The organism is Streptomyces sp. B1866, assembly GCF_031932565.1.
In the GTDB taxonomy this organism is placed as follows: Bacteria; Actinomycetota; Actinomycetes; order Streptomycetales; family Streptomycetaceae; genus Streptomyces.
Map to the genome: position 1 here is coordinate 1 of NZ_JAVSCF010000196.1, position 12,291 is coordinate 12,291.

General features: G+C 76.1%; 10 protein-coding genes and 1 pseudogene. 10 read left to right on the forward strand and 1 reads right to left on the reverse strand.

What is annotated here, in order from left to right; all coding sequences use genetic code 11:
* Positions 1 to 203 precede the first annotated feature (203 nt).
* From RKE29_RS22080 to RKE29_RS22100, 5 genes are all read left to right on the forward strand, one after another.
* Complete coding sequence (locus RKE29_RS22080; protein ID WP_312007287.1) at positions 204 to 725, forward strand: sigma-70 family RNA polymerase sigma factor; 522 nt, start codon at positions 204 to 206, stop codon at positions 723 to 725.
* Positions 722 to 1,510, forward strand: coding sequence for a zf-HC2 domain-containing protein (locus tag RKE29_RS22085; protein WP_312007288.1), 789 nt, complete (start codon positions 722 to 724; stop codon positions 1,508 to 1,510). The genes RKE29_RS22080 and RKE29_RS22085 overlap by 4 nt, the downstream gene beginning before the upstream one ends.
* A gap of 369 nt (positions 1,511 to 1,879) precedes the next feature.
* Positions 1,880 to 4,216 (forward strand): UvrD-helicase domain-containing protein, encoded by a 2,337-nt coding sequence (locus RKE29_RS22090; RefSeq protein WP_312007297.1) that lies wholly within the window; start codon positions 1,880 to 1,882, stop codon positions 4,214 to 4,216.
* A 598-nt stretch (positions 4,217 to 4,814) separates the two neighbouring features.
* Positions 4,815 to 6,260, forward strand: coding sequence for an NAD-dependent malic enzyme (locus RKE29_RS22095; RefSeq protein WP_312007289.1), 1,446 nt, complete (start codon positions 4,815 to 4,817; stop codon positions 6,258 to 6,260).
* 352 nt (positions 6,261 to 6,612) lie between these two features.
* A complete protein-coding gene (locus RKE29_RS22100) occupies positions 6,613 to 6,894 on the forward strand; it encodes an HU family DNA-binding protein (RefSeq protein ID WP_312007290.1) in 282 nt (93 codons plus the stop codon).
* 353 nt (positions 6,895 to 7,247) lie between these two features.
* On the opposite strand, the gene murA is transcribed toward RKE29_RS22100, so the two are convergent.
* A complete protein-coding gene (gene murA, locus RKE29_RS22105; RefSeq protein WP_312007291.1) occupies positions 7,248 to 8,579 on the reverse strand; it encodes a UDP-N-acetylglucosamine 1-carboxyvinyltransferase in 1,332 nt (443 codons plus the stop codon).
* 312 nt (positions 8,580 to 8,891) lie between these two features.
* Between murA and RKE29_RS22110 the strand changes: the two genes are divergently transcribed.
* The 5 genes and pseudogenes from RKE29_RS22110 to RKE29_RS22130 form a co-directional block, all read left to right on the forward strand.
* On the forward strand, positions 8,892 to 9,482 hold the full coding sequence (locus RKE29_RS22110; RefSeq protein ID WP_312007292.1) for a YqgE/AlgH family protein: 591 nt from the start codon (positions 8,892 to 8,894) through the stop codon (positions 9,480 to 9,482).
* Between the two features lie 103 nt (positions 9,483 to 9,585).
* Positions 9,586 to 9,870 (forward strand): DUF3039 domain-containing protein, encoded by a 285-nt coding sequence (locus RKE29_RS22115; RefSeq protein WP_312007293.1) that lies wholly within the window; start codon positions 9,586 to 9,588, stop codon positions 9,868 to 9,870.
* A 139-nt stretch (positions 9,871 to 10,009) separates the two neighbouring features.
* Positions 10,010 to 10,429: a recombinase family protein gene (locus RKE29_RS22120; protein WP_312007295.1), complete on the forward strand. Its 420-nt coding sequence runs from the start codon at positions 10,010 to 10,012 to the stop codon at positions 10,427 to 10,429.
* A gap of 748 nt (positions 10,430 to 11,177) precedes the next feature.
* A complete protein-coding gene (locus RKE29_RS22125) occupies positions 11,178 to 12,074 on the forward strand; it encodes an FAD binding domain-containing protein (protein WP_312007296.1) in 897 nt (298 codons plus the stop codon).
* Positions 12,071 to 12,291 (forward strand): annotated as a pseudogene (locus tag RKE29_RS22130) ((2Fe-2S)-binding protein); the annotation flags it as partial. The gene RKE29_RS22125 and the pseudogene RKE29_RS22130, both read left to right, overlap by 4 nt.

Sequence of the window (12,291 nt, forward strand, 5' to 3'; positions counted from 1 at the left end):
CCGGCCCGGGCGTCCGCCGCCGGGCCGCGCCCCGCGCTCCAGTCGGACCCGGCCGGGTGGCCGGGTGTCCGCCGTCGACGCGGGCTCCCGCGCGGCCCTGACCCGGTCGCCCCGGGCCCGCCGGGCGGCGGCCGACGAGCCCCGCGGCGTACGCGCCCGGCCAAGCCCTCGACCCGGCGGCCGGGTTGGGCGAGGATGCCGGAGTGGTGGACAGGACGGCATCGGACGACGAGCTCATGCGCGTGCTCTACGCCGAGCACGCGGGCCCGCTGCTCGCCTTCGTCCTGCGCCTGGTGGCCGGCGACCGGCACCGCGCGGAGGACGTGGTCCAGGAGACGCTGCTGCGCGCCTGGCGCAACGCCGAGCGGCTCCAGCGCGCGACCGGCTCCATCCGTCCCTGGCTGGTGACCGTCGCCCGCCGCATCGTCATCGACGGCCACCGCGGCAGCCTGGCCCGCCCCCGGGAGGTGGGCCCCGAGCCGCTGGCGGAGGTGCCCGCCGCCGACGAGCTGGACCGGGTGCTGCGGATGATGACGCTCTCCGACGCGCTGGCCGACCTCACCGCGGCCCACCGGGAGGCCCTGGTCGAGACGTACTTCAGGGGCCGTACGGTCAACGAGGCGGCGGAGGTGCTGGGCGTACCGCCGGGGACCGTGCGGTCCCGGGTCTACTACGCGCTGCGCTCCCTGAAGCTCTCGCTGGAGGAACGGGGAGTGAGCACATGACCTCGGCGGCGGACCACGAGCGGCACATAGCCGTCGGCGCGTACGCGCTCGGGCTGCTGGACGAGGCGGCGGCGGCGCGCTTCGAGGACCACCTGGCCGGGTGCGAGCGGTGCGCCGCCGAACTGGCGGTCCTGGTGGGCCTGGAGCCGCTGCTGGCCGACCTGGCCGCCCCCGGGAGCGCGCCCGGCCCGACGCCCGGCCCGACTCCCGGGACCGGCGCCCCCGGGACCGGCGCGCCCGTCCCGGCCCCCAGCCCCGCCCTCCTGGACCGCCTGCTCGGCGACGTCGCGGCCGCCCGCCGCGCCCGGCGCGCGCGCCTGCTGGCCCTGGCGGCCGCGGCGGCGGTGCTGGTCGTCGGCGGTCCGTTCGCCGGGGCGGCGCTCACCTCGGACGGCGGCTCCCGGCCCCCCGCCGACCCGGTCCGCGCGCTGTACGAGGAGGGGCGCCGGGCGACGGCCACCGACCGGGCCACCGGCGTCGCCGCCACCGTCTCCCTGGTGGACCGCCCCTGGGGGACCGACGTCGCCCTCCGCCTGGAGAACGTCGGCGGCCCGCGGCGGTGCGCCCTCGTCGCGGTCGGCAGGGACGGCCACGAGGAGACCGTCACCACCTGGTCCGTACCCGCCTGGGGCTACGGCGTCCGGCGCGACGCGGACGGCGGCGCCCCGGCGTGGAGCGAGCGGCCGCTGTACACGCACGGCGCCGCCGCCATGCCCCGCGACGGGATCGAGCGGTTCGAGGTCCGCACGCTGGACGGCCGCCGCCTGGTGACCGTACGGCCGTAGGGCGCCACGCGAACAGCCGTACGGCCGGGCGGGACGGCCGTACGGCTGGACGGCCTTACGGCGGCGCGCTCGTACGGCGCGACGTACGCCGGAGGTGAGGCCGTGCCGAGGCCGGCGGCCGTCCCTCGCCCGCCCCCAGGCCCCGTAACGGCCGGTAAGGGGCCGGCCGGCCGTACGGGCCGGGAAGTGGCCGCCTTCCGACAGGTGCGCACATGCCCTGGTTCGCGTACGGTTGACGGTCGCCTCACGCACACAGAAGGGGGCCTGGTGGCCGCGCAGAACGCCACACACGCCACACACAAGGCACAGTCCGCACGGGCCGCACAACAGGCGGCGCCAGAGGACGGGGACGGGCTCCGCGAGCGCGAGATCCGCATCGAGCAGGAGCATCTGAACCGGGTGTACCGCCGTCTCGAAGAGAAGATCGACGAGGCGGAGTTCCTGATGCGCGACGCCGTCAAGCGCGGCCAGGTCGGCACGCCGGGCGCGCTCGCCGAGCGCGACGCCCAGGTGTTCCGGGCCGGGCTGCACCTTAACCGGCTCAACAGCGAGTTCGAGGACTTCCTCTTCGGCCGCATCGACCTGCTGCGCGGCAAGGACGGCAAGCGCGGCCCCGACGGCGCCTACACGTCCGTGGAGCCCGCCGACGACGCGGTGCGCACGGACGAGTCCGGCGGCGCGCACGGCGAGATCGCCGAGACGCTGCACATCGGCCGTATAGGCGTGCTCGACTCCGACTACGCGCCGCTGGTCATCGACTGGCGGGCGCCCGCCGCCGCGCCGTTCTACCGGTCCACGCCGGTCGCGCCCGGCCGCGTGGTGCGCCGCCGCGTCATCCGCAGCAAGGGCCGCCGGGTGCTCGGCGTGGAGGACGACCTGCTGCGCCCCGACCTGACCGCGACCCTGGACGGCGGCGCGCTGCCCGTGGTGGGCGACGGCGCGCTGATGGCGGCGCTGGGCCGGGCCCGCGGGCACCGCATGCGCGACATCGTGGCGTCCATCCAGGCCGAGCAGGACCTGGTGATCCGCGCGCCCGCCGCCTCCGTGATCGAGGTGGAGGGCGGGCCCGGCACCGGCAAGACGGCCGTCGCGCTGCACCGCGCGGCGTACCTGCTCTACCAGGACCGGCGGCGGTACGCGGGCGGCATCCTCGTGGTCAGCCCGACCCCGCTGCTGGTCGCCTACACCGAGGGCGTGCTGCCGTCGCTCGGCGAGGAGGGGCAGGTCGCCATCCGCGCGCTCGGGTCGCTGGTGGACGGCGCCGAGGCGAGCGGCGAGGGCTACGACACGCCGGAGGCGGCCCGCGTCAAGGGCTCCTCCCGCATGCCGCGCGTGCTGCGCAAGGCGGCCCGCGGCGCGCTGGAGCTGTCCGGCCCCGCGGGCACCGGCCCGGCGGGCACCGGCCGGGCAGGCTCCGGGCGGCCCGTCGGCGGGCCGCCCGACCGGCTGCGGATCGTCGTCTTCGGCGGGCGGGTCGAGCTGGACGCCGACGAGCTGCGGCAGGCGCGCCAGGCGGCGCTCGCCGGCACCGCGCCGGTCAACCTGCTGCGCCCCCGCGCGCGCCGCCTGCTGCTGGACGCGCTGTGGGCCAAGGCGGGCGGCGAGCGGCGGTACGCCGACCCGGAGCTGGCCGCCGAGGCCCGCCAGGGCTTCGACGAGGACGTGGCCACCGAGCCGGACTTCACCGCCTTCCTCGACGCCTGGTGGCCCGAGCTGACCCCGCGCGCCGTGCTCGCCGCGATGGCCGACGAGCGGCGCCTGGCCCGCTGGTCGCGGCGGGTGCTTAACCCCCGCGAGGTCCGCCTGGTGGCCCGCTCGCTGCGCCGCCTCGGCCCCGACGGGCAGGGGCCCCTGTCGGTGCACGACGTGGCTCTGCTGGACGAGCTCCAGGCGCTCCTGGGCACGCCCGTACGGCCGCGCAGGCGCGAGGTGGACCCGCTCGACCAGCTCACCGGCCTGGACGAGCTGACCACCACCGCCGACCGGTACGCGGCCGCCGCCGCCCGCCGCGCCGAGCCGCGCGAGGAGACCCGCACGGAGTACGCGCACGTCATCGTGGACGAGGCGCAGGACCTCACCCCGATGCAGTGGCGCATGGTCGGCCGCCGCGGCCGGAGCGCGACCTGGACCATCGTCGGCGACCCCGCCCAGAGCTCCTGGTCCGACCCGGAGGAGGCGGCCGCGGCCCGCGACGAGGCGCTGCGCTCCCGCCCGCGCCGCCGCTTCGCCCTGACCGTCAACTACCGCAACCCCGCCGAGATCGCCCGGCTCGCGTCCCGGGTGCTCGCGCTCGCCATGCCCGGCACCCGCCCCCCGGAGGCGGTCCGCTCCACCGGCGTCGAACCCCGCTTCGCCGTCGCCGGCGGCGACCTCGCGCAGTGCGTGCGGGGCGAGGCCCGGCGGCTGCTGGCGGAGGTCGACGGCACGGTCGGCGTGGTGGTCGCCATGGGGCGGCGCGAGGAGGCCCGGCGCTGGGTGTCCGGGCTCGGCCCGCGCGTGGTGCCGCTGGGCAGCCTGGAGGCCAAGGGCCTGGAGTACGACGCGACGCTCGTGGTGAGCCCGGCGGAGATCGCCGACGAGTCGCCTGCCGGGCTGCGGGTGCTGTACGTGGCGCTGACGCGCGCGACCCAGCGGCTGACGGTGCTGTCCGGCGAGCGCGACGAGCCGGACGGCGACGGCGTGCCGGACCTGCTGCGGGAGGACTGACCGCCGCCACGGGAGGACCGGCCCGCACCGGCCGGGCGGCCGTGGGCCGGGCCGCGCGGCGGGGGAGCCGGGAGGCCCGTGCCCGGCAGTCGGACGTACTCGCCGCGACCCGGCGGCCAACTCGCCGCCGGGTTTGTTAGCCTTGGTGGTGGCACCGGCTCGATCCAAGCCCCCGGGCCCAACCTTAGCCGCTTCGAGCGGCCACTTGCCGCGAGGCGAGCATGGCGGGCCGGTGTCACCTATGCGTGGCGGAGGCCCGCGCCGGCAGTGGTCGGCGCGGGCCTCTTCGTCATGCCGCCGCCGTCATGCCGCCGCCCTGCCGTGCCCGCTTCACCACCCCGCTTCACACCCGCTTCACCACCCGGCGCGCACCCGCTTCTCCACCCCGCGCGCACGCCCGCGCACGCCCCGTATCGCACGCCTTCGTACTCCACAGAACAATATGTCCGAAACCCTGGGGCGATTAGCCCCTATCGGCGTACGGTGCGACGATCTGAGAGCGTGGCCGGGCAGCTCCGCGCCACGCTCAGCGTGGCGCCGCGCCGAGTACCGAGCCGCGGCGCCGCGGCCGGCACAGGGAAAGCAGAGGAAGTCGGACATGGCAACGGCGCCCAGCGTCTCGTATTCGATGACGGTCCGTCTGGTGGTCCCGGCGAGCGGCACGGCGGTGAGCCAGCTCACCACGGCGGTGGAGTCCTCCGGAGGCTCGGTGACCGGCCTGGACGTGACCGCCTCCGGCCACGAGCAGCTGCGCATCGACGTCACGATCGCGGCGGTGTCCACCGCGCACGCCCAGGAGATCGTGGAGAAGCTGCGCGGCATCGAGGGCGTGACCCTGGGCAAGGTCTCCGACCGTACGTTCCTCATGCACCTCGGCGGCAAGATCGAGATGTCCTCGAAGCACCCGATCCGCAACCGCGACGACCTGTCCATGGTCTACACCCCGGGTGTCGCCCGGGTGTGCCAGGCCATCGCCGACAACCCCGAGGACGCCCGGCGCCTGACCATCAAGCGCAACAGCGTGGCGGTGGTCACCGACGGGTCCGCCGTGCTGGGCCTGGGCAACATCGGGCCCAAGGCGGCCCTGCCCGTCATGGAGGGCAAGGCGGCCCTCTTCAAGCGCTTCGCGGGCATCGACGCCTGGCCGCTGTGCCTGGACACCCAGGACACCGACACGATCGTGGAGATCGTCCGCGCCATCGCGCCCGGCTTCGCGGGCATCAACCTGGAGGACATCTCCGCGCCCCGCTGCTTCGAGATCGAGGCCCGGCTGCGCGAGGCCCTGGACATCCCGGTCTTCCACGACGACCAGCACGGCACCGCGATAGTCGTGCTCGCCGCCCTCACCAACGCGCTGCGCGTGGTGCACAAGAAGATCCGCGACGTGCGGGTCGTGATGTCCGGCGCGGGCGCGGCCGGCACCGCCATCCTCAAGCTGCTGCTGGCCGCGGGCGTGCGGCACGCGGTGGTCGCCGACGTGCGCGGCGTCGTGCACGCCGGGCGCCCGGACCTGATCGCCGCCGACGGCGGCGTTGACATGACCACGCTGCGCTGGATCGCCGCGCACACCAACACCGACAATCTCACCGGCACCCTCAAAGAGGCTGTCCGAGGCGCGGACGTGTTCATCGGGGTGTCCGCGCCCGACGTGCTGTCCGGGGAGGACGTGGCGGCCATGGCCGACGGCGCGATCGTCTTCGCGCTCGCCAACCCCGACCCGGAGATCGACCCGGCCATCGCCCGGCAGACCGCCGCCGTGGTCGCCACCGGCCGCTCCGACTTCCCCAACCAGATCAACAACGTGCTGGTCTTCCCGGGCTTCTTCCGCGGCCTGCTGGACGCCCAGTCGCACACCGTGACCACGGAGATGATGCTGGCCGCCGCCCGGGCGCTGGCGGGCGTCGTGCTCAGCCACGAGCTGAACGCCAACTACATCGTCCCCAGCGTCTTCAACGACCGGGTCGCGGGCGCGGTGGCCGACGCCGTGCGCGCCGCGGCCCGGCCCGCCCGCCCGGACGCGCCGGAGGGCGCGGTGCCGGACTGACGCGACCGGCCGCCGCCCGGGCCGCCCGAGGCGGCCCGGGCGGGCCGCTGTCAGCCCTCCGGGCGGGTCGCCGCGGCGGCGCGTCGCGTGCGGTACGGTCCGCGCGCCGCGCATAGGGTGGCGGGCACGGAAACGGCCGCCACAGCGCTTTTCGTGTGACTCTCCCGGGATCCGGATTGGCATTCGCGCTGCATGTGCAGGCAGGATGCGTTTCGGGCGCGAGGGTCGCGAACTAGCGGACCCGGGTCCGGAGACTGTCCGAGGGCCCTGGCAGCATCGGCATCGCTGTACCCAACATGCGGCTCCGCCGCGTGGCACGCCTCATCGGCAAGAAGAACACGGGAGTACAAACATGAACCGCAGTGAGCTGGTGGCCGCCCTGGCCGACCGTGCCGAGGTGACCCGCAAGGACGCCGACGCCGTGCTGTCCGCCTTCGCCGAGGTGACCGGCGAGATCGTCGCCAAGGGCGACGAGAAGGTCACCATCCCCGGCTTCCTGACCATCGAGCGCACGCACCGGGCCGCCCGCACCGCGCGCAACCCGCAGACCGGCGAGCCGATCGAGATCGCGGCCGGGTACAGCGTGAAGGTCTCCGCCGGGTCGAAGCTCAAGGACGCGGCCAAGGGAAAGTAGGCCGTACGGGCCGGAAAGCAGTCCCTACGGGCCGGGAAGCGCCGTACCGGTCGGGCAAACCTCCGTACGGGCCGGGAAGCCGCCCGTACGGGCTGGAAACGGCCCCTACGGGCCCGGGAAAGGGAGGCGGCCGCCCCACGCGGGTGACCGCCTCCCTCCCGAAGCCCGAAGAGCCCGAAGCCGCGGCGCCGTCGGCCCGTCCGCGCAGGCACGTCCAGGGGCGGTGCCGGGACGGCCGCCGCGGGCCGTACCGGCGTCAGACCCGCCCCGCCCGCGGGACCGGCCGCTCCGGGAGCCCCTTCCAGGAGCCCGGGCGGGCCGCCAGGCGGCCAGGGGCGGGCCCGCCAGGCCCGTCAGCCGCCCGGCACCTCGACCTTGGCGCCCAGGGCGGCCAGCTTCTCCAGGAAGTTCTCGTAGCCCCGGTTGATCAGGTCGATACCGTGCACCCGCGAGGTGCCCTGCGCGGCCAGCGCCGCGATCAGGTACGAGAAGCCGCCGCGCAGGTCCGGGATGACCAGGTCCGCGCCCTGGAGCGTGGTCGGCCCGGAGACCACCGCCGAGTGCAGGAAGTTGCGCTGCCCGAAGCGGCAGGCCGAGCCGCCCAGGCACTCGCGGTAGAGCTGGATGCGCGCGCCCATCTGGTTCAGCGCCTCGGTGAAGCCCAGGCGCGACTCGTACACCGTCTCGTGCACGATCGACAGGCCCGCCGCCTGCGTCAGCGCCACCACCAGCGGCTGCTGCCAGTCGGTCTGGAAGCCGGGGTGCACGTCCGTCTCCAGCGCGATGGCGCTCAGCGGGCCGCCGGGGTGCCAGAAGCGGATGCCGTGGTCGTCGACGTCGAAGGCGCCGCCGACCTTGCGGTAGGTGTTCAGGAAGGTCATCATCTCGCGCTGGCTGGCGCCGCGCACGTACACGCTGCCGCCGGTCGCCAGCGCCCCGCAGGCCCAGGACGCCGACTCCAGGCGGTCGGGCAGGGCGCGGTGGTTGTAGCCGCCGAGCGAGTCCACGCCGGTGACGCGGATGGTCCGGTCGGTGTCCACGGAGATGATCGCGCCCATCTTCTGGAGCACGCAGATCAGGTCCTCGATCTCCGGCTCCACCGCCGCGTTGGACAGCTCCGTCAGACCCTCGGCGAGCACCGCCGTCAACAGGACCTGCTCGGTGGCGCCCACGGACGGGTACGGCAGCTGGATCTTCGTGCCGCGCAGCCGCTGCGGCGCCTCCAGGTACTGGCCGTCGGCCCGCTTGTCGATCGTCGCGCCGAACTGCCGCAGCACGTCGAAGTGGAAGTCGATCGGCCGGCCGCCGATGTCGCAGCCGCCCAGCCCGGGGATGAACGCGTGGCCGAGGCGGTGCAGCAGCGGGCCGCAGAACAGGATCGGGATGCGGGAGGAGCCGGCGTGCGCGTCGATGTCGGCGACGTTCGCGCTCTCCACGGACGTCGGGTCCAGCACCAGCTCGCCCGGCTCGTCACCGGGCCGCACGGTCACGCCGTGCAGTTGCAGCAGGCCGCGCACCACCCGGACGTCCCGGATGTCCGGCACGTTGCGCAGCCGGCTCGGGGAGCCGCCGAGCAGCGCGGCGACCATGGCCTTGGGCACGAGGTTCTTCGCGCCGCGCACACGGATCTCGCCCTCCAGCGGGGTGCCGCCGTGGACGAGCAGGACATCGGGGGTGCGGGTCATCTGGTCTCGCGATTCCTGGGACGGGCGGAAAGCGGGCAGGGCCTCGCACCGGCGTGGCAGGGGCCTCGTACCAGCGTATCGGCCTTCCGCGGTGGCCCCCGTAGCCGCCGAACGGCTCCGGCCGGGACCCGGACGGCCGCGGCGCGTCCCCGGTGCGCTTCCCGCGGCCGTGGAATGCGTCACATCCCCGCCCGGGGCGCTCGCCCCAGGCGGGATGACGTGCGCCGTTGTCCCGGCCGCGCGCCGTCGCACCTCCGGCGCGGCGGCGGTTCCCACTCCCCGCCCGGGCCCCGAATGCGGGATCATGTGGCCATGACCGAGGTTCCCTCGCTCACCGGGCGGCTGCTCGTCGCGACACCGGCGCTGGCGGATCCCAACTTCGACCGCGCGGTGGTGCTGCTCCTCGACCACGACGAAGAGGGGTCGCTGGGTGTTGTCCTGAACCGCCCCACGCCGGTGGGCGTCGGCGACATCCTGGAGTCCTGGGCGTCGTTGGCGGGCGAGCCCGGCGTGGTCTTCCAGGGCGGGCCGGTGTCGCTGGACTCGGCGCTGGGCGTCGCGGTCGTGCCGGGCGAGACCGGGGGCCGCGCCTCCTCGCTGGTGGGCGACGGGCCACTCGGATGGCGGCGGGTGCACGGGGCCATCGGACTGGTCGACCTGGAGGCCCCGCCCGAGCTGCTGGCGGCCGCCCTGGGCAGCCTGCGGATCTTCGCCGGGTACGCCGGATGGGGGCCCGGCCAGCTGGAGGACGAGCTGTCCGAAGGCGCCTGGTACGTGGTCGAGTCCGAGCCCGGCGACGTGTCCTCGCCCGCGCCCGAGCGGCTGTGGCGGGCGGTGCTGCGGCGGCAGCGCAGCGAACTGGCCATGGTCGCCACCTACCCCGACGACCCCTCTCTCAACTGACGTCCCCCCTGTCCCAGGCGCCTGGCATCAGGCGGCGCCTGCGGGGCGCCGGCCGGGACCGGGGCGCGGGCGCCGTCCACCGCCTTCAGTACCCTTGGGCTGTATGAGCACTCTTGAGCCCGAGCGCGGCGCAGGCACGGGGACCCTCGTTGAGCCGACACCGCAGGTGTCGCACGGTGACGGCGACCACGAGCGCTTCGCCCACTACGTACAGAAGGACAAGATCATGGAGAGCGCGCTCTCCGGATCTCCGGTGGTCGCGCTGTGCGGCAAGGTCTGGGTCCCGGGACGCGACCCGAAGAAGTACCCCGTCTGTCCCATGTGCAAGGAGATCTTCGAGGGCATGAGCCCCGGCGACGACGAGGGCGCGGGCGACGGCGGGAAGTAGCCGCCCGCCGGCGACCGTGTGAGTGCGACCGCCGCCGCGCCCGGCCGCGTGTGGGCCGGCCTCCCGGCCCGGCTCTCCCGTCCCGGCACCGCCCGCGTGCGCGGTGCCGGGACGCGCGTGTCCGCAGTAGGGTCGGCGCATGAGCGACCGCGGGGTGAGCGGGCCCGAGCGGGCGGCCTGCCTGGTGTTCGGGGCCCGCGAGGCCGACGAGCCGGACGGGCCGTCCGGCGGGCCCAGCGTCTACCGCCAGTTCGAGAAGGACTGGGACGCGCAGACCCGCCAGTGCGCCCGGCTCGCCGCGGAGCGCGGCTACGAGCGGGTGGGCAGCACGGTGGTCTCGGCGGTGCAGCCGTCCCTGCCGCGCCTCCTGGACTGGGCGGACGATCCCGGCTGCGAGGTGGTCCTGGTGGCCAGCGACCGGCTGCTGGCGCGGATACGGGACGTGTGGCCGGACTGGGACCTGATGGTGGACCACCTGCGGGCGGCCGGCGCGCGCGTGGAGGCGGTGCCGTATGCGGAGCCGGTCTATCCGGGCGAGCGGCCGGCGCCGCACGCGTAGCCGCCGCGCGGTCGCCGCCGTCTCGTCTGCGGGTGCGGGTGCGTCGTGTGCGCCGCCGATCCGCGTCGCCGCACGCGCGGGTGGCCGTTTCCCTGTGCCCGTCTCCCCGTGCCCGTCTCCCCGTGCCCGCCCGCGCGGGCTACCGCCGCCGGGCTGCCCCGGCCGCGCGGGCCCGGCCCCGTCCGGCGGGCCCCGGGCTCGTGCGGCCCGTCCCGTACGCGCCCGGATCGCCCCCCCGCGGGACCAGCCCGTACCCGCGGCGCGTCCGTACGCGCCGGAGCCGTCCTCCCGCGCGGGCCGACCGCCCGCCGAACCCGCCCCGTACGGGCCTGTCCGCCTCCGCCCGTCCGGCGCCCGCGGCCGCCTCGCCCGGCACCCCGCGCTCCCGCCCGGCACGTCCTCCCGCGCGGGGCGGTCCTCGAACGCCGCGCCCGTTCTCGGACATCCGCGCGAGCGCCCGCCCCGATCGTGTGACCCGGGCGGGACCGGCGCGCGCGCCCTCGCGGCGGCGCCACCGCGCCGTGCGCTCCGCCCCCGAGAGCCGCCCAAGGCCCCATAGAACGGGGCGATTCGCGCGTGCCGGGGGCATCGCCGCGAACCTCCGCCATCTCCTATCCGAGGGAGGGATCCGCACGTCTCGGACCCTGGCGGCAGGGCGCCCGGGGATGTGCCAGAGTTGCCACGTCCGGGCTGTGAGCACGTACCGTACGGCGCAACAGCCGGGGACACCGGGGAAGGGGCGCTTGGGTTGACCACGCACGCACCGCAGGCAGCGCACACGGTGACGTTGCCGGGCTCGCTCGATGAGGCCGTGGCGGCACTGGCCGCCATGCCCGCCGCCGTGCCCGTCGCGGGCGGCACCGATCTGATGGCCGCGGTCAACTCCGGCCTGCTGCGTCCGGCCGCGCTCGTGGGCCTGGGCCGTATCGGCGAGATCCGCGGCTGGCAGTACCAGAACGGCCACGCCCTGCTCGGCGCCGGGCTCACGCACGCGCGTATGGGACGGCCCGACTTCGCCGCCCTCATTCCGGCGCTGGCCGCCGCCGCGCGCGCCGCGGGCCCGCCGCAGATCCGCAACGCGGGCACGCTCGGTGGCAACATCGTCACCGCCGCCCCCACCGGCGACGCGCTGCCCGTGCTCGCCGCGCTGGAGGCCGTCCTGGTCGTCGCCGGGCCCGAGGGCGCGCGCCGCGAGATCCCCGTCGGCCACCTGCTGGCCGGGGCCGAGATGCTGCGCCCGGCCGAACTGGTCGGATACGTGCGGGTGCCGCTGCTGCACGCCCCGCAGACCTTCCTGAAGGCCACCGGCCGCACCGGCCCCGGCCGGGCCACCGCGTCGGTGGCGGTCGTGCTCGACCCGGCCCGGCGGTACGTGCGGTGCGCGGTGGGCGCCGTCGCGCCGATGCCGCTGCGCCCGCTGGACGCCGAGGCGTGGGTCGCCTCGCTCATCGACTGGGACGGCGACCGCGCCCTGGCTCCCGAGGTGCTGTCGGCCTTCGGCGACTACGTGGCGGTCGCCTGCATCCCCGACCCGCCCGCGCCCGACGACGGCTCCGAGCCGGTCCCCCTGCCGCCCGCGGCCCTGCACCTGAGGCGTACGGTGGCAGCCCTGGCCCGCCGAGCACTGGGGAGGGCACTCGCGTGAGTGATGAACAGCGGCCGCAGCGGCCCGAGCCGGCCGGCGGCTGGCAGCCCATGCCGCGCGGCCCGGAGTGGGACGCGGAGGCCACGGGCTTCGTGCAGCTGCCGCCCGGTGTGGCGTTCGACCCGGCCGACCCGGCCGACCGGCCCGGCGGCTGGGACCCGCTGGCCGCGCCCGGCACCGGCCAGACGCCGCCGCCGGCGGCGCCGGGCGCGCCGGC

Excerpts from the sequence above, each read along its gene's own strand:
- RKE29_RS22100 (WP_312007290.1), top strand. The coding sequence starts at position 6,613 with ATGAACCGCAGTGAGCTGGTGGCCGCCCTGGCCGACCGTGCCGAGGTG.
- RKE29_RS22110 (WP_312007292.1), top strand. The coding sequence starts at position 8,892 with ATGACCGAGGTTCCCTCGCTCACCGGGCGGCTGCTCGTCGCGACACCG.
- RKE29_RS22120 (WP_312007295.1), top strand. The coding sequence starts at position 10,010 with ATGAGCGACCGCGGGGTGAGCGGGCCCGAGCGGGCGGCCTGCCTGGTG.
- RKE29_RS22115 (WP_312007293.1), top strand. The coding sequence starts at position 9,586 with ATGAGCACTCTTGAGCCCGAGCGCGGCGCAGGCACGGGGACCCTCGTT.
- murA (WP_312007291.1), bottom strand. The coding sequence starts at position 8,579 with ATGACCCGCACCCCCGATGTCCTGCTCGTCCACGGCGGCACCCCGCTG.
- RKE29_RS22085 (WP_312007288.1), top strand. The coding sequence starts at position 722 with ATGACCTCGGCGGCGGACCACGAGCGGCACATAGCCGTCGGCGCGTAC.
- RKE29_RS22095 (WP_312007289.1), top strand. The coding sequence starts at position 4,815 with ATGGCAACGGCGCCCAGCGTCTCGTATTCGATGACGGTCCGTCTGGTG.